The organism is Phaeacidiphilus oryzae TH49, from assembly GCF_000744815.1.
Taxonomy (GTDB): Bacteria; Actinomycetota; Actinomycetes; order Streptomycetales; family Streptomycetaceae; genus Phaeacidiphilus; species Phaeacidiphilus oryzae.
The window spans coordinates 827,145-842,703 of record NZ_JQMQ01000005.1; the positions used below are offsets into that span (position 1 = coordinate 827,145).

Annotated in this window: 15 protein-coding genes; 10 read left to right on the forward strand and 5 right to left on the reverse strand. The window is 74.6% G+C overall.

The annotated features are described in order from the left end of the window. Positions 1-340: 340 nt before the first annotated feature. The gene (locus BS73_RS08055; RefSeq protein WP_051939687.1) at positions 341-1,840 is read right to left on the reverse strand and encodes a serine hydrolase domain-containing protein; all 1,500 of its coding nucleotides are present in this window, start codon (positions 1,838-1,840) and stop codon (positions 341-343) included. Between BS73_RS08055 and BS73_RS08060 the strand changes: the two genes are divergently transcribed. After that, positions 1,839-2,333, forward strand: a complete 495-nt coding sequence (locus BS73_RS08060) for a DUF402 domain-containing protein (protein ID WP_037570648.1) — start codon at positions 1,839-1,841, stop codon at positions 2,331-2,333. The genes BS73_RS08055 and BS73_RS08060 overlap by 2 nt on opposite strands. 15 nt (positions 2,334-2,348) lie before the next feature. Next, positions 2,349-3,167, forward strand: coding sequence for an exodeoxyribonuclease III (locus BS73_RS08065; RefSeq protein ID WP_037570649.1), 819 nt, complete (start codon positions 2,349-2,351; stop codon positions 3,165-3,167). Positions 3,168-3,218: 51 nt separating this feature from the next. Here the strand turns inward: BS73_RS08065 and BS73_RS08070 are convergent, their stop codons facing one another. Next, positions 3,219-4,391, reverse strand: coding sequence for an epoxide hydrolase family protein (locus BS73_RS08070; protein ID WP_037570650.1), 1,173 nt, complete (start codon positions 4,389-4,391; stop codon positions 3,219-3,221). A gap of 90 nt (positions 4,392-4,481) precedes the next feature. Between BS73_RS08070 and BS73_RS08075 the strand changes: the two genes are divergently transcribed. The 3 genes from BS73_RS08075 (at position 4,482) to BS73_RS08085 (ending at position 6,887) form a co-directional block, all read left to right on the forward strand. Further along, the gene (locus tag BS73_RS08075; RefSeq protein WP_037570652.1) at positions 4,482-5,057 is read left to right on the forward strand and encodes a CGNR zinc finger domain-containing protein; all 576 of its coding nucleotides are present in this window, start codon (positions 4,482-4,484) and stop codon (positions 5,055-5,057) included. 179 nt (positions 5,058-5,236) lie between these two features. Beyond that, positions 5,237-6,097, forward strand: coding sequence for an Fpg/Nei family DNA glycosylase (locus tag BS73_RS08080; RefSeq protein WP_037578712.1), 861 nt, complete (start codon positions 5,237-5,239; stop codon positions 6,095-6,097). A gap of 115 nt (positions 6,098-6,212) precedes the next feature. Then, complete coding sequence (locus tag BS73_RS08085; protein ID WP_037570654.1) at positions 6,213-6,887, forward strand: HAD-IA family hydrolase; 675 nt, start codon at positions 6,213-6,215, stop codon at positions 6,885-6,887. 36 nt (positions 6,888-6,923) lie between these two features. Here the strand turns inward: BS73_RS08085 and BS73_RS08090 are convergent, their stop codons facing one another. Continuing rightward, complete coding sequence (locus tag BS73_RS08090; RefSeq protein ID WP_037570655.1) at positions 6,924-8,120, reverse strand: helix-turn-helix domain-containing protein; 1,197 nt, start codon at positions 8,118-8,120, stop codon at positions 6,924-6,926. Between the two features lie 76 nt (positions 8,121-8,196). On the opposite strand from BS73_RS08090, the gene BS73_RS08095 reads away from it, so the two are divergent. The 3 genes from BS73_RS08095 to BS73_RS34480 all read left to right on the forward strand — a co-directional run bounded on the left by BS73_RS08095 (position 8,197) and on the right by BS73_RS34480 (position 10,149). Then, positions 8,197-8,394 carry a hypothetical protein gene (locus BS73_RS08095; protein WP_037570656.1) on the forward strand — a complete coding sequence of 66 codons (198 nt, stop codon included), beginning with the start codon at positions 8,197-8,199 and terminating at the stop codon, positions 8,392-8,394. A 78-nt stretch (positions 8,395-8,472) separates the two neighbouring features. Next, positions 8,473-9,324: an SDR family NAD(P)-dependent oxidoreductase gene (locus tag BS73_RS08100; protein ID WP_037570657.1), complete on the forward strand. Its 852-nt coding sequence runs from the start codon at positions 8,473-8,475 to the stop codon at positions 9,322-9,324. 141 nt (positions 9,325-9,465) lie between these two features. Then, positions 9,466-10,149 carry a TMEM175 family protein gene (locus BS73_RS34480; protein WP_152617551.1) on the forward strand — a complete coding sequence of 228 codons (684 nt, stop codon included), beginning with the start codon at positions 9,466-9,468 and terminating at the stop codon, positions 10,147-10,149. A gap of 212 nt (positions 10,150-10,361) precedes the next feature. On the opposite strand, the gene BS73_RS08110 is transcribed toward BS73_RS34480, so the two are convergent. Further along, the gene (locus BS73_RS08110) at positions 10,362-11,672 is read right to left on the reverse strand and encodes an MFS transporter (RefSeq protein ID WP_037570659.1); all 1,311 of its coding nucleotides are present in this window, start codon (positions 11,670-11,672) and stop codon (positions 10,362-10,364) included. Between the two features lie 180 nt (positions 11,673-11,852). Continuing rightward, positions 11,853-12,884, reverse strand: a complete 1,032-nt coding sequence (locus BS73_RS08115) for a LacI family DNA-binding transcriptional regulator (RefSeq protein ID WP_037570662.1) — start codon at positions 12,882-12,884, stop codon at positions 11,853-11,855. Positions 12,885-13,038: 154 nt separating this feature from the next. Here BS73_RS08115 and BS73_RS08120 point away from each other — a divergent pair, with 154 nt between their 5' ends. Together BS73_RS08120 and BS73_RS08125 are read left to right on the forward strand one after the other, a co-directional pair. Beyond that, positions 13,039-13,899: a phytanoyl-CoA dioxygenase family protein gene (locus tag BS73_RS08120; RefSeq protein ID WP_037570664.1), complete on the forward strand. Its 861-nt coding sequence runs from the start codon at positions 13,039-13,041 to the stop codon at positions 13,897-13,899. After that, the gene (locus BS73_RS08125) at positions 13,896-15,425 is read left to right on the forward strand and encodes a sugar porter family MFS transporter (protein ID WP_051939689.1); all 1,530 of its coding nucleotides are present in this window, start codon (positions 13,896-13,898) and stop codon (positions 15,423-15,425) included. The genes BS73_RS08120 and BS73_RS08125 overlap by 4 nt, the downstream gene beginning before the upstream one ends. The last annotated feature ends 134 nt before the right edge of the window (positions 15,426-15,559 follow it).

Consider the following 15,559-nt stretch of genomic DNA (forward strand, 5'->3'; position numbering starts at 1 on the left):
GGCACGCCGCAGGCCCGGCAAACCCACCAACCCGGCAAGCCGGGCACGCCCGACGGGCCGCAGGCCCCGGCAGGCCCCGCAAGCCCGGCAAGCGCGGCAAGCCCACGAGCCCGGCAAGCCCGACGGGCCGCAAGCCCGGCAGGCCCGACGGGCCGCAAGCCCGACGGGCCGCAGGTCCGCAGGCCCGGCAAGCCCACGAGCCCGGCAGGCCGCAGGCCCGCAAGCCCACGCGCCCCCCGCACGCCCGGCAAGCCCGCACACCCCCACGCCCGGCAAGCCCGCAGGCCCTCCGGCGCGCCCGCGCGCCCGCACGCCCGCGCGCCCGAGGAACCCGCAGCTCTCAGACCCCTCGCCAGCCCTCCGGGTCCACCCCGCCCGGCACGGCCGCGGACCCCGCGCCCGTCGCCGGGTAGGGCGCCCGGGTCAGCACGAACGAGCCCAGATCGAGGTGGTCGGCCTCGCCGTCCGGGCCGCGCACCACCCGCAGCCGCTCGCCGGCGTAGTAGCCGTCCAGTCCGGTCCAGCAGTCCCGGCCGGGGCCGGGACGGAACCGCGAGGCGCGCCCGCCGCCCCCGCCCACCGGGGCCAGCTCCAACTGCCCGCCGTCCGCCCCACCCGCCGCATCCCCCGCATCCGCCCCGTCCGAGGCCCGCAGCCGCAGCGCGAAGCACGCCGGCCCCCAGTACCAGGGCCCGGTCAGCGCGAGGACCGCCTCGTCCACGGCGTCCGCCGGCAGCGGGCGCCACGGCTCCGGGATCCGCGGCTCGCGCTCCGCCGTGATCCGCACCAGGTCGATCGCGGCCCCGGCCGGGTCCACCTCGGCGGTCGCGTTGGCCAGCACGATCCCGGCCAGCCCCTCCTCTGCGTCGCACCAGAGCCCCGCCCGGAAGCCTGGCATCGACCCGGAGTGCCCGAAGTACACCCGTCCCTGACGGCGGACCAGCTGCAACCCCAGCCCGTACCCCCCGCCCCACTCCGCGCCCTCCGGCGGCGCGACCGGCCGCCGCATCTCCGCCAGCGCCGCCGGGCCGAGCACCCGCTCGTCGCCCCGGATCAGAAAGCGCGCCCAGCGGGCCAGGTCCTCGACGGTGGACCAGAGCTGCCCGGCGGGGGCCATCCGCCCGGTGGCGGTGTGCGGCTCGGGCAGCAGCACGTCGGCCCAGGGATGGACGGCCCAGCCGCCGGCGTGCGGCGGCTCCGGGTCGAGAGTGGTGCGCCGCATCCCCAGCGGTTCGAGGACCTCGGTCCGCAGCACATCCCCCCAGGACCTTCCGCGCACCGCCTCGACCACCCCGCCGAGCAGCGCGTACCCCGGGTTGGAGTAGTGGAAGGCCCGTCCGGGCGGCAGCCGCAGCGCCGACTCCGGCGGCCCGGCCAGCACGTCCGCCGGCTCGGGCCGCAGCCCGCCGTCCGTCCGCTCCCACCACGGGCCCGGCGTCTCGGCCGCCAACCCGCCCGTGTGCGAGAGGAGTTGGGCGAGGGTCAGCTCGGCGGCGTCCGCCGGCAGCCCGTCCACCCACTTCCCGACCGGCTCACCGAGCCCGAGCAGCCCCTCCTCTCGCAGCCGCAGCACCAGCACCCCGGCGAAGGTCTTGCTCAGCGAACCGATCCGGTACTGCACGTCCGGCGTCGGCCCGTGCCCGGGTACGGAGGTCCGTGACCCGGTCCACACCAACTCGCCGTCCCGGACCAGCCCGGCCGCCAGCGAGGGCGCCCGCCCCCGCGACTGCTCCTGCGCGATCCGCCGCAGCAGCTCCCGCGCCGTCCCCGGCAGCGGCTGCTCCGCCGCCCGCGTCGAATCGCTCGACTCCGCCGACCCGTTCCACGACCCTGTGACCATGGCCGTACTCTCCCCCACCACGCCACTGGCGATCCACCTGATAAAGGCCCCCCGCCCCTGCGTCGGCTACGCCGCCACCGTCCTCGCCGACGACGGCGACCGGATCACCGTCCGCGCGCCCTGGACCGGCCCGCCCGAGTACGACCTGGGCTACACCACCTTCGCCGCCGGCGACCTCTTCACCGAGTACTACTGGCGCAGCCGCTGGTACTCGGTCAAACGGGTGGACGCGCCGGACGGCACCACCAAGGGCTATTACTGCGACATCTGCCGCCCGGCCCGCCTGACCGGCGCGCCCGCCACCCTCCACGCGGTCGACCTCCACCTCGACCTCTGGCTCTCCGGCGACCGCCGGACCCTCGCCGTCCTCGACGAGGACGAGTTCGCCGCCAGCGGCATCGAGCAGCGGGCACCGGCGACCGCCGCCCGGGCCCGCGCCGCCCTCGCCGAGCTGGAGTCGCTGGCCCGGGCGACCGGACTGTCGGACTTCTAGTCCAGAATGTTCCCCATGGCCACCACCGTCACCGCCGTCACCACCGTCACCACCGTCAACGTCAACGGCCTGCGCGCCGCCGCCCGCAAGGGCTACCAGGAGTGGCTCGCCGCCACCTCGGCCGACGTCGTCTGCCTCCAGGAGGTCCGCGCCGAGCCCGAGCAGCTTCCGGCCGAGGTCCGCGAGCCGGAGGGCTGGCACACCGTCTGGGCCCCGGCGGCCGCCAAGGGCCGGGCCGGGGTCGCGGTCCTCTCCCGCGAGGAGCCGCTCGCCACCCGGATCGGCTTCGGCTCCGCCGAGTTCGACACCTCCGGCCGGTACGCCGAGATCGAGCTCCCGGGCCTGGTGGTGGCCAGCCTGTACCTCCCCTCCGGCGAGGTCGGCACCGAGCGGCAGGACGAGAAGGAGCGCTTCATGGCCGAGTTCCTGCCCTTCCTGATCGAACGCCGCGCCAAGGCCGCCGCCGAGGGCCGCGAGGTCGTGGTCTGCGGCGACTGGAACATCGCCCACACCGAGAACGACATCAAGAACTGGAAGTCCAACCAGAAGAACTCCGGCTTCCTCCCGGAGGAGCGCGCCTGGCTCACCCGCGTCCTCGAAGAGGCCGGCTACGTGGACACCGTCCGCCACCTCCACCCCGACCAGCCCGGCCCCTACTCCTGGTGGTCCTACCGAGGCCGAGCCTTCGACAACGACGCGGGCTGGCGGATCGACTACCAGCTGTCCACCCCGGGCCTCGCCGCCCGCGCCGCCACCGCCACGGTCGAACGGGCCCCCAGCCACCCGGAGCGCTGGAGCGATCACGCGCCGGTCACCGTCACCTACGCGGCCTGAGAGAGAACGGGCCCACCCCTCGTCTCCGCAGCCCGGCATACGGAGCCGAGGTCAGCGGTCGGCGGACAGCACGGCGGCAAGGCCGTCCTGCAGGTCCCTGACGAAGAACTCGGGGACTTCGAGCGACGGGAAGTGGCCTCCGACCTCGGGCGCACTCCAGCGGACGATCCGCCGGTAGCGCTCCTGCGCCCAGGTGCGCGGGCACTTCTCGACGTCGCGGGGGTAGGCGGTGATCGCCGACGGGACGTCGACCCGCAGTTCGGGGTCCAGCGAGTTGTGGCTCTCGTAGTAGATGCGGGCCGCCGACGCGCCGGTCCGCGTCAGCCAGTACAGCGTGACGTCGTCGAGCACGCGGTCTCGGGAGATCGTCTCGAACGGGCTGTCCTCGGTGTCCGACCACTCGGCGAACTTGTCGAGGATCCAGGCGAGTAGCCCCACCGGCGAGTCGACGAGCGAGTAGCCGATCGTCTGCGGCCGGGTCGCCTGCTGCTTCGCGTACGCCGCGCGGTGGCGCCAGAAATGCCGGGTCTCCTCGGCCCACCTGCGCTCCTCCGCCGTCAGTCCGTCCGTCGTCAGACCGGGCGGCGCCTCCGCGAACGTCGTGTGGATGCCGAGCACGTGCTCCGGGAACCGGCCGCCGAGGACCGTGGTGATGTTGCCGCCCCAGTCGCCGCCATGGGCGGCGAACCTGCGGTAGCCGAGCCTTCCCATCAGGTCCACCCATGCTGCCGCGATCTTCTCGGTTCCCCACCCGGTGGCGGCCGGCTTGTCGCTGTAGCCGAATCCCGGCAGCGAGGGGACCACGACATGGAACGCCGGCGCGTCCGCATCTGCCGGCTCTGCCAGCTCGTCCACCACATCGACGAACCGGGCGACGCTGTCCGGCCAGCCGTGGGTCAGGATCAGCGGCGTGGCGTCCGCGCGCGGGGACCGGCGGTGCAGAAAGTGGATTCCCAGGCCGTCGATGGTCGTGCGGAACTGGCCGATCCGGTCGAGGCGCTCCTCGAACGACCGCCAGTCGTAGCCGGTGCGCCAGTAGTCCACGACATCGACGAGATCGGCGAGCGGAACGCCCTGGTCCCATCGGCCGGGGCCAAGCGCGGCGCCGTGGACCGTCTCGGCCTCCGGCAGCCGCGCCGCGGCCAGTCGCGCCCGCAGATCGTCGAGGTCGGCGTCGGTCGCGCGGGCTTCGAATGCCTGCACGTCGCTGCTGGGACGGGACATGAGTCCTCCTCGCCATCGTGGCCATGCCGGAACCGTCTAAGACGGTTCTAGCAGGCCTCCGACCACGCCGCAACCGGCTAAGGTGGTTCCATGACCGCTGAGTTCCCTGACTTCCGCCTCGGCAACGTGCTGGCCACCAGCTTCACGGGGACGCTGTCCGAACGTCACGGCGAGACCGTGGAACGCATCCCCACACCGCAGCGACTCGTCGACTGGCTGACGGTGAGCGGCCTCGCCGTCGACACCTGCACCGCCGCCCAGCTCGACAGCGCCCGGGAACTCAGGGAGGCGATCCATGCCGCCGCGACGGCGGCCGCCGCGCAGCGCCCACTCCCCGCGGCCGCCGTCCAGGTCATCAACGACTTCAGCACTCAGGGGCGGGCCGCGGCGGTCCTCACGCCCGAGGGCAAGCGGCGCTGGCGGCTCAGCTCGGCCTCCTGCGTGGAGGACGCTCTCAGCGTGATCGCCGCCGACGCGGTCGGCATCATCGCGGGCGAGCGGGACGGCAGGCTGGCCATGTGCGCGTCGCCGACCTGCCAGGCCGTCTTCTTCGATACCAGTCAGAGCCGCACCCGCAAATGGTGCGACATGAACACCTGCGGGAATCGCCAGAAGAAGGCGCGCTTCATCGCCAACCGGCGGAAGAACGCCGAATCGTCGGAGTGATCGGGTCGGCTCCCCGCGGGCGACGCCGGGTACGCGCCGTCCACGTCCACGTCCTCCCTCCGGGCCGGCGCGGCCGACCGACGCGGCTGGCCGGCCGGTCGCCGGGCCGAAGGCGGGCGGCAGCCGGGTTACGCTGATCACTGTCCGCTTTCCGGTAGCTCGTGAACGTCGAGGCGGCCATGCCTGAACTGCCCGAAGTCGAAGCCCTGACCGGCCTGCTGGCCGAGGACGCGGTCGGCCGGGAGGTCGAGCGGGTGTACCCGGTCTCCTTCTCGGCGCTGAAGACCTACGACCCGCCGGTCTCCGCGCTGGAGGGCCGCACCCTCGACGCCGTGGCCCGGCACGGCAAGTTCCTCGACCTCGCCGCCGGCGACCTCCACCTGGTGTTCCACCTGGCCCGGGCCGGCTGGGTGCGCTGGCACGACACGCTGCCCGACGCCCCGCCGCGCCCCGGCAAGGGCCCGCTGGCGCTGCGCGTCCGGCTCTCCGGTGGCGCCGGCTTCGACCTCACGGAGGCCGGCACCCAGAAGCACCTGGCCGTCTATCTGGTCCGCGACCCCCTGGAGGTACCCGGGGTCGCCCGCCTCGGACCGGACCCGCTCTCGCCGGACTTCACCCAGGAGGCCTTCGCCGCTCTGCTGGGCGGCGAGAAGCGGCAGATCAAGGGGTTCCTCCGGGACCAGAGCGTGATCGCCGGGATCGGCAACGCCTACTCGGACGAGATCCTCCACGCCGCCCGGATGTCCCCCTTCAAGCCCGCCGCCAACCTCACCGGCGAGGAGATCGCCCGCCTCTACGCGGCGATCGGCGAGACGCTGGGCGCCGCCGTGGAGCGGGCCCGCGGGGTCCCGCTGCGCTCGCTGAAGTCGGAGAAGAAGAGCGGCCTCCGGGTGCACGGACGTACCGGCGAGCCCTGCCCGGTCTGCGGGGACACCATCCGCGAGGTGTCCTTCAGCGACTCCTCGCTGCAGTACTGCCCCACCTGCCAGACCGGCGGCAAGCCGCTGGCCGACCGCCGCCTCTCCCGCCTCCTGAAGTGACCGGGCCCCGTCCGGCGGGCCTCTTTTGTAGAGTGGCGGAACAAAACGTTCTGCCCGTCTGCTGCCCGCCGCCGCCCGCGGGCGCCCGCCGCCCGCCGTCCCGAGGAGCCCGCTGATGTCCACCCGTCCGACGACGACCGTGTCCGCGCGCGCCCTGCTGCTGGACATGGACGGCACCCTGGTCAACTCCGACGCCGTCGTCGAGCGGATCTGGCGCGGCTGGGCGGCGGAGAACGGCGTGGACGCCGAGGCGGTACTGAGCGTCGCCCACGGCCGGCAGGGGCACGCCACCATGGCGCTGCTGTTCCCCGAGCGGCCGCACGCCCAGAACCTCGCCGACAACGAACGACTGCTGGAGAGGGAGCGGAACGACACCGAGGGCGTGGTCCCCATACCGGGAGCCCCCGCCCTCCTGGACGCGCTGCTCGCGCAGGGCATCGCCCACGCCCTGGTCACCTCGGCCGACGTACCGCTGTCCGAGGCCCGGATGGCGGCCGCCGGAGTCCGCTACCCGGCGGTCCGGATCACCGCCGAGAACGTCTCCGCCAGCAAGCCCGACCCGGAGGGCTTCCTCAAGGGCGCCGCCGAGCTCGGCGTCGATCCGGCGGACTGCCTCGTCCTCGAGGACTCCGAGGCCGGCATCGCCGCAGGGCGCGCGGCCGGGATGCGGGTGGTGGGCGTCGGCCCGCGCGCCGCCGCCCACCGGCCCGACCACCACGTCCAGGACCTGACCGGAGTCCGGGTCGAGGCCGGTCCGGTGCCCGGAAGCGTGCGACTCCACCTCGGCTAGTCGCGCAGGGTTCCGGCTCCGGCCAGAGGCCCGGGCCTAGGCGTACTCCGCGAGCAACCGCCCCACCTGCGGCACGTCCACATACCGGGCCAGCCCGGCCAGCACCACCCGGGCCCGCTCCGCCGTCCGCTCGGAGGCGATCTCGGCAGCCAGCTCCAGCACCCGCCGCGCGGTGCCGGCCGCCGCCTCGGGTTCGTTGGCGTCGGCGTAGGCCACCGCCAACCAGGAGAGGTAGAGCGCCAGTTCGCGGGCGCGGGTGGCGTCGTATCCGGCGAGTACCTCGGTGAGCAGCGGCACCGCCTTCAGCGGGCGGTGCAGCTCGGTGAAGCAGCGGGCCTCCATCACCCGCAGCTCGCCGGCGTCCACCCAGTACAGCCAGGCCGGCTCGGCCGGGCCCCCGCCCTGGGCGCCGTGCCGGTCCAGGGCCTCGGCGGCCTCGCCGAGTGCCCGGACGGCGGCGCCGGCCTCGCCTGCCTTGGCCCGAGCCCAGGCGACCCGGTCCCAGAACAGGGCACGCGCCCGCGGCGGGGCGTCCTCACCCGCCGCCGCCAGCGCCCCCTCGGCCAGGGTGACGCCGTCCCTGACCCGGCCGGTGTTGCTGAACTGGTAGCCCATCGTCCCCATCAGCTGCCCGGTCAGCGTGCCGTCGGCCGCCTCGCGCGCGGCCGAGACGCCCAGCCGGTAGATGTCCGCCGCCCGGTCGTACTGCCCGGCGTCGGACGCGATCCAGCCGACGATCTGCGCCAACTCCCCTATCGCGAGCAGCAGTCGGCGGCCGACCTGCTCGCTGTAGGAGGCCTCGCCGTGCAGCCGCACGGCCGCGTCGAGTTCCCGCGCGGCCGGGCCGAGGAGGTCGCCGCCGGCCAGCACATCGTCCGCGAGCCGCAGCCCGTGCACCCGCGCGGTCAGGTCCCGGACCTCGCCCTCGCCGATCCGCCGGCCGCCGCGCTCCCGTCCCCGGGCGCCGCCCAGCCGCTCGGACCGGGGCACCAGTTCGGCGAGGGTGGCGGCCGACGCGTCCAGGGCGTACAGCGGCACGCCGAGGGCGCGGACCACGAACGGCAGCCATACCGTCGGACGGCGACGCCCGGTCTCCCAGCGGTACACGTCGACCCGGCCGAGCCGGTCCGGCGGAACGCCCGCGGCACGGCAGATCTCCCGCGCCAGTCGCGCCTGGCTCCAGCCGAGCGCCTCCCGATGGTGGCGGATCCGTCCGCCGACCCCTGCCCACATGGCCCAACGCTGGCATACATCCTGGCCGACACGCGGCAACTCCCGCAGAACCACCCGACGGAGGACCCTCGGCAGCATGACCACCCCCACCCAGGTCCCCGCCCCCGCGGACTGCCCCGACTGCCTGGCCCTGGCCCGCGCCCTCACCGAGGCCAGACGCACCCGCGACCGGCCCGCCGAGACGGAGATCCACACTCGCCTCAAGCACCACTGGTCGGAGACCCACCGAAGCGAACCGCCCCGCCCGCAGGGGCCGCGCGGCTCTACCTGCTGAGCGGCGCCAGGAGAGGGGTGCCAGGAGCACCAGGCAGCCTCCGCGCGCCGGCGCGCCCGGGCGGGAAGACTGGGCGGTATGGCTATGGCAGGGAAGACCGTACTGATCACCGGGGCCACCGACGGGCTCGGTCGGATGCTCGCCGGGCGGCTCGGCGCCGACGGGGCCCGGGTGCTGGTGCACGGCCGCGACACCGGCCGGGCCGAGGAGGTGCGCCGGGAGATCCTCGCGGCCGGCGGCCCGGAGCCGCTGCTGCTGACCGCCGACCTCGGTTCGCTGAAGGAGGTGGACGGGCTGGCGGACGCCGTCCTCGGCGCTCTCGACCGGCTCGACGTGCTGGTCAGCAACGCCGGTGTGGGCTTCGGCGCGCCGGAGGCCGGGCGGCAGCTCAGCAAGGACGGCGTCGAGCTCCGCTTCGCCGTCAACTACCTGGCCGGATACCGGCTGACCCGGCGCCTGCTGCCGCTGCTGCGCCGCTCGGCCCCGGCCCGGGTGCTCAACATGGCGTCGGTCGGCCAGCAGGCCCTGGACTTCGACGACCTCATGCTGGAGCGGGCGTACGACGGCGTCGACGCCTACCGCCGCAGCAAGCTGGCGCAGATCATGTCGGCCTTCGACCTGGCCGAGGAGCTGCGCGGCAGCGGGGTCACCGTGAACGCGCTGCACCCCGCCTCGCTGATGGCCACCACCATGGTCCGCGAGGCGGGCTGGTCCACCATGAGCACGGTGGAGGACGGCGCCGAGGCGGCCCTCCAGCTGATCGCCGGACCGGAGTTCGCCGACACCACCGGCGAGTACTTCGAGGGCCCGCACTCCCCCACCCCGGCCCGGGCCAAGCCCCAGGCATACGACCCGGAGGCGCGCGCCCGCCTCCGCCAGGCCACCGACCGCCTGCTCGCAGACGCCGGCCGCCCACCGATCGAGGACTGAGTAGCTGGCGCGAGCGGCCCCTCTTCGGCCAGGATTACGCCCCGGCGAACGGCGAACGGCAAACGGCAAACGCCGGCCGCCGGCCGGTAGACCGGCGGACCCGGGGGGCCGCCGGCGGGGACGGCAGGAGGGGGCCGGGTCGTGACGGAGGATCAGCCCGAAGCGATGGCCGGGGAGCACGCGGACGAGCAGGCCGAAGCGCATCCGAAGGAGCACATCGCCCCCGGCAGGCTCCAGGCCTTCAGCGACGGCGTGGTGGCGATCGCCGCGACCCTGCTGATCCTCGAGGTGAAGGCGCCCGCCTCGGACGAACCGGTCTGGGCGGGCCTGCGGCACGAATGGGGCGCGCTGGCGGCGTACGCGGTCAGCTTCGTGATCATCGGTCTGGCCTGGATCCACCACCACAACCTCTTCCACCAAGTTCGCCGGGTGGACCGCACGCTGCTGCTGCTCAACCTCGGCATGCTGGCCACGATCGCCTTCCTCCCGCTGCCCACCGCCACCCTCGGCAACCACCTCCGCGGCCACGACGCCACCGCCGCCGCGGTCTTCTACTCGCTCTCGATGGCCGCGGCATCCGGCTGGTTCACCCTGTTCTGGCAGCACCTGTGCCGGCACCCCGAGCTCCTCCACCCCGCCGCCCGCGGGCAGTCGGCGGCGGCCCGGCGGCAGTCCCTGCTCGGCCCTGTCGGCTACCTCGCCGCCGCCCTGGTCGCGCCGGCCAGCCCGCTCGGCTCGCTCGGCCTCAGCGCCCTGCTGGTGCTGTACTTCCTGGCCGGCCGGGGCGCCCCGGCCGGCCGCGTCCGGATCAGGTCCGGAGGATGATCCGCTCGACGACCGTCCGGGTCGTGGCGGTGCGGAGATAGAGCTCCGCGGACAGGAGAGACACGGCAGAGGACCCGCCCCTGGCCCGGCCGACCCGCCGAGAGACGACCGTGGCCGTCACCTCCGACAGCGCGAACACCGCGGCGAACACCGGCAGTCGGCTACCCGCAGCATGCAGCGGACGCCCGCCGAGCCGCACCCCGTCCGGCTCGTCACGCCGCCGGGTGCCGGTCCGCCCGCCGAGGCTGTGCAGCGAGCGCGCTCCAGACCGCCGCGAACCCGATGGCCCCCAGCGCGATCGAGGCCGCCGCCCTCCCCGGGCCGAACGCCGCCGCCAGCGGTGCCACCGCCAGCGAGGAGACGCCCTGGAGGGCGGTGGAGAGGGTGAATGCCAGCACCATCACGCGCCCCCGCAACCGGTCCGGCGTCGCCGTCTGCAACCCGCTCAGGGCGAGGACCGCGCAGGCCCCCACGCCGACATGGCCGAGCACCGCCGCCGCCAGGCCCGGCAGCAGGCCGTACGCCCGCGCCAGCAGCAGGTAGCCGGCGCCGAAGAGGGCCAGCGCCGCTCCCCCGGTACGCAGCAGCCGCCCGTCCGAGCCCCGGGCCAGCCGTCGGCCGAGGAACGGGCCGAGCACCGCGCCGACGCCCTGCGCCAGGTACATCACGCCGACGCCGCCCGCACCGACCTGGAACCGCGCCAGCGCGAAGACCGGAAGCAGACCCACCACCCCATAGCAGAGCCGCAGTCCGGCGGTCAGCCACAGCAGACGCCCGACCAGCGGAGTGCGCCGGACGAAGCGCCACAGCTCGACGGTGTCGGCGGCGACACCCCCGCGGTCGCGCCCACCGTGACCCGCGCCGCCGCCCGCGCCCGCGCCGCCACCCGCGCCCTCGCCCCCGCCCCCGACGGGCTCCGCGGAGAAGTCCCCGCGGATCCGCGCGATCAGCCAGGCCGACAGCAGGAACGACACCGCGTCGCAGCCCAGCGTCGCCGAGGTGCCGAAGGCGGCCGTCACCACCCCTCCGAGCCCCGCCCCTACCAGCAGCCCCGCCGAGTAGACCCCACCCAACAGCGTTTGTGCGTAAGGAAGTTGACGGTCAGTCACCAGATTGGGCAGTGCCGCCTGCGGAACCGGCCCGGCCACCGCCGCGCACCCGGACAGCGCGGCCAGCGAGCCCAGCGCCAGGGGGACGCTGCCGGTCCGGAACGCGGCCAGCAGGCCGGCCAGCGGCAGCAGCGAGGCCAGGTCGCAGCCGATCCGCAGCCGCCGCCGGTCCCTACGGTCCGCCAGCGACCCGACCAACGGCATCAGCAGAACACCGGGCAGCGACTCCACGGCGAACAGCAGCGCCGTCCACCCCGCGGATCCGGTCCGCCGGTAGACGAAGCCGCTCAGCGCGACGAACGTGAACCAGTCCCCGACCAGGCTGACCGCGACGGCCCCGTACAGCCGCCGGAAGTCGCCGCTGCCCCGCAGCAGTCCGACCGTTCCGGACCCGGCCGCGCCTCCGGGCAGCACGACACGAAAGAACCCACCCACACCAGACACCATGACTCCAGCACAGCGAACGCCCGGCCGCCGGCCGTACGACCGAGGACCGCGCGTGACGACGGATCAGAGAACGCCGTATCGGCGGCCGTTCGGCCGCCCGCTGGTTCGGCTAGTCACGGGTGCGCTGCATGGCGTGCATCGTACACGTCAGGGCTTCGCCGGCACCCCTCCGCGAGTGCTGCTCTCCCGGACCACCAGCCGGTGCCGGGCGGTGACGTGCTGGGAGTCGAGCCCGGCCTGCCAGCCCTGGATCCTGGCGGCCAGGAGCAGCAGCGCCCGTTCGGCGATCTCCCGCTTGTCCGGGGCGACGGTACTGAGGGTGGGCGCGTGGTAGCGGCCGTCCTCGGTGTCGTCGAAGCCGACGACCAGGAGGTCGTGCGGGCTCCGCAGACCGCGCGCCCGCGCCGCGTGGAGGGCGCCGAGGGCCAGCTCGTCGGTGAAGCAGAAGACGGCGTCCGGCGGTTCGGGCAGGTCGAGCAGCGCGTTCATGGCCCGGTGACCGTCGGCGCGGTGCAACGACTCGACCACGGCCTCCCGTTCGGGGGCCGGCGCCATCCGGGCCTCGCGCAGCGCCTGGTGATAGCCCTTCAGCCGGAGGGGGGCGGTGCGATTGTGGAGATGCGGCTGGAGACCGAGCGCCGCGGGGCGCCGGGCGCCCTCGGCGATCAGGTGGCGGGTCGCCTCGCACGCGGCGGCGACGTTGTCGATCGCCACATGGTCGGCGGCGCCGCCCGGCTCGACCTCGCCGAGGACCACGGTCGGCACCCGCTCGGCGTGCAGCGCTATCTCGTCCGGGGTCACCGACCAGGGGCTGATGATCAGGCCGTCCAGCACCGGCCCGGCGGCGCCGGAGAGGAGGTTCCGCTCGCGCTCCGCCTGCCCGGCCGTCTGGTCGATGAGCACGGTCCAACCGCGCTTCTGCGCCGCGTCGATGAGCAGTCCGGCGAGTTCGCCGAAGTACGGCGAGCCGATCTCCGGGACGGCCAGCCCGATCAGCCCGGTACGCCCCTGCCGCAGGTTGCGGGCGGCGAGGTTGGGCCGGTAGCCGGTCTCCTCGATCGCGGCCAGCACCCGGGCCCTGGTCTCGGCGGCCACCTGGCCGGCCCCGCTGACGACGTTCGACACGGTGCGCACCGACACGCCCGCGATCGCGGCCACGTCCTTGAGTCTCGCCGCCACCGGCCGCAGCTCTCCTCCCACACGGTGATCTTCTCACGCCGCTCCGAACCCCGGGGCCGGGGGCGAAAATGACTGGGAGAAGACTATTGCAACGTTGCATGCCACGTTGCAATACTAAGCGGGCCCAGCCTCCCTCCCATCGATGCGAGGAGCCATGTCCGTTCCGACGACCCGTCCGCCCCAGACCCCGACCGCCGCCCCCACCGGGCCCGAGATCGGCACCGCCGTCCGCGAGCTCTACACCGACGGCATCACCGCCCGGCGAGCCGCCTTCCCGCCCGAGTTCGCGGACCGGCTCCGCGAGGACATCGAGGCGGCCTTCGCGGACGCCCGTACCCGGGAGGGCGGGGCGGTGGGACGCGGCCCCAACCGCTACTACGTCGAGATCCACCCCGAGCAGATGCGCGGCTTCGCCGAACTGGCCGGCCACCCCTGGGTGCGGGCGGTCTGCGAGTCGGTGCTCGGCCCCGACTACCGGATCGTCGAACTCGGCTTCGACATACCGATGGAGGGGGCGGTCAACCAGCCCTGGCACCGCGACTTCCCCTCACCGCCCGCCACCCGCGAGGACCACCGCCTCACCTCCCTCGCCTTCAACGTGACGGCGGTCGACACCGAACCGGACATGGGCCCCTTCGAGATCGCCCCCGGCACCCAGTGGGAGACCGGCGAGGGATTCGACCACGAGATGTTCCCGGACCGGGCCGAGTACCCGCGCTACGAGGCGCGCGCGGTCCGCAAGTACCCGAAGCGCGGCGACGTCTCCGCCCGCTCCGCGCTGACCGTCCACCGCGGCACCGCGAGCAGCTCGCCCACCGCACGGCCGGTGCTGGTGCTCGGGGTCGACGCCCCCGGCGCCGGCAACGAGGCCCACCACGACATGGCGGTCACCCATGGATACTGGTCGACACTGCCGGACTGCGTCCGCGAGCACCTCCACGCCCGCGTCGTGGACGAGCTGGCGCCGGTCGTGCAGCAGCACACCATCGAGGGCCTGATCATGGGAGACGCATGAGCCGCCGCGCCGACACCCGCGCGACCGCCGCCGCCGATGACGCCTCCGCCGCCGATGCCTCCGGCTCCTCTTCCGAGGGGTCCGTCCGCCGCCAGCCGCTCCTGCTGTACGCCGTGGCGGCGGTCTCCGCCCTCGGCGGGCTCCTCTTCGGCTACGACACCGGCATCATCTCCAGCGCCCTCCTCGACCTCGGCCGCGACCTCGGCCTCGGCACCGGCCAGCGGGAGATCGTGGTCAGCGCCATCCTGGTGGGCGCCATCATCGGCGCCCCGGTGTCCGGGCTGCTGAGCACCCGGATCGGCCGGCGGCCGGTGGTGATCGGCGTGGCGCTGGTCTTCGCCTGCGGCGCACTGGTCTCCGCCGTCGCCCCCGACGTCCTCGTCCTCGTCCTCTCCAGAGTGGTCCTGGGGCTGGCGGTCGGCGGGGCGTCCAACACCGTTCCGGTCTACATAGCGGAGACCGCCCCGCCGGCGCTGCGCGGCCGGCTGATGGTGCTCTTCCAGCTCATGGTGGCGATCGGCCAGCTCGTCTCGTACCTGGTCGGCTACCTGCTGGCCGGGCCGGGCGGCTGGCGCTGGATGTTCGGCCTGGCCGCGATCCCGGCGCTGGTGCTGGCCGCGGGGATGCTGCCGCTTCCGGAGAGCCCGCGCTGGCTGATCGAACGCGGCGCAGCGGATCGCGCCCGTCAGGTGCTCGGCCGGCTCCGGCCGGCAGGCGCGCGGCTCGCCCGGGCGGTGGACGAGGAGATCGCCGAGATCACCGCCGTCTGCCGGGCGGGGGACGCGGCGCCGCGCGGCCTGCGCGCGACCCTGCGGGTCCTGGGCTCCCGGCGCCTCCGCCCCGCACTGCTGGTGGCCCTGGGCGTCGCCGCGTTCTCCCAACTCACCGGCATCAACGCGATGGTGTACTACGCGCCGAGCATGCTCACCGATGCGGGCTTCGGCGGGTCGGTGGCACTGATCACCGGGATCGGGATCGGCGTCATGCTGGTGCTGGCCGGCATCACCGGCGCGCTGAGTGTGGACCGGATCGGCCGCCGCCGGCTGCTGCTGTGGCTGATGCCCGCCTCGGGCGCGGCGATGGCGCTGCTGGCCGTGGGCTTCCTGCTGCCGGGCGGCGGGCCCCGCCAGTGGACCGTGATCGGGGCCCTGTTCGCCTACATCTTCTGCAACGGCGCCGGAATGCAGTCGGTGGTGTGGCTGCTGGCCCCGGAGGTACTGCCGCTGTCCGTACGCGGACCCGCCACCAGCCTGGCCACCGCCACCGTCTGGGGGTTCGACCTGCTGATCGCCGCCACCGCGCTGTCCGCGGTGCAGGCCTTCGGCCTGGCGCCGACGCTGCTCACCTACGCGGTGATGAACGCGCTGTGCTGGGTCTTCGTCCGGCGCCGCGTCCCGGAGACCCGCGGCCGAACCCTGGAGGAGGTCGAACGCCTGCTCTGCGGCCCGGCGCCCACCCACCCAGGTTCCGAGGCCTCTCAGCCCCCACCCTTCGTCGCAGCCGGCCCCGAGCACCCGCAGCGGTGACCGAGCAGCACCGGAAGGGCCCCCCCGGGCCGGCCCCATCAACCCCCCGGCCATCAGCCCCCCCCGGCCACCGCCCCTCCCGGCCAGCCCGAACATCCGACAGAACCGCCGGCCCCGCACCGCACCGCACCGTC

Bases quoted from the DNA above. Each gene is read 5' to 3' on its own strand.
- BS73_RS08060 (WP_037570648.1), top strand. From the start codon at position 1,839: ATGGCCGTACTCTCCCCCACCACGCCACTGGCGATCCACCTGATAAAG.
- BS73_RS08055 (WP_051939687.1), bottom strand. From the start codon at position 1,840: ATGGTCACAGGGTCGTGGAACGGGTCGGCGGAGTCGAGCGATTCGACG.
- BS73_RS08065 (WP_037570649.1), top strand. From the start codon at position 2,349: ATGGCCACCACCGTCACCGCCGTCACCACCGTCACCACCGTCAACGTC.
- BS73_RS08070 (WP_037570650.1), bottom strand. From the start codon at position 4,391: ATGTCCCGTCCCAGCAGCGACGTGCAGGCATTCGAAGCCCGCGCGACC.
- BS73_RS08075 (WP_037570652.1), top strand. From the start codon at position 4,482: ATGACCGCTGAGTTCCCTGACTTCCGCCTCGGCAACGTGCTGGCCACC.
- BS73_RS08080 (WP_037578712.1), top strand. From the start codon at position 5,237: ATGCCTGAACTGCCCGAAGTCGAAGCCCTGACCGGCCTGCTGGCCGAG.
- BS73_RS08085 (WP_037570654.1), top strand. From the start codon at position 6,213: ATGTCCACCCGTCCGACGACGACCGTGTCCGCGCGCGCCCTGCTGCTG.
- BS73_RS08090 (WP_037570655.1), bottom strand. From the start codon at position 8,120: ATGTGGGCAGGGGTCGGCGGACGGATCCGCCACCATCGGGAGGCGCTC.
- BS73_RS08095 (WP_037570656.1), top strand. From the start codon at position 8,197: ATGACCACCCCCACCCAGGTCCCCGCCCCCGCGGACTGCCCCGACTGC.
- BS73_RS08100 (WP_037570657.1), top strand. From the start codon at position 8,473: ATGGCTATGGCAGGGAAGACCGTACTGATCACCGGGGCCACCGACGGG.
- BS73_RS08120 (WP_037570664.1), top strand. From the start codon at position 13,039: ATGTCCGTTCCGACGACCCGTCCGCCCCAGACCCCGACCGCCGCCCCC.
- BS73_RS08125 (WP_051939689.1), top strand. From the start codon at position 13,896: ATGAGCCGCCGCGCCGACACCCGCGCGACCGCCGCCGCCGATGACGCC.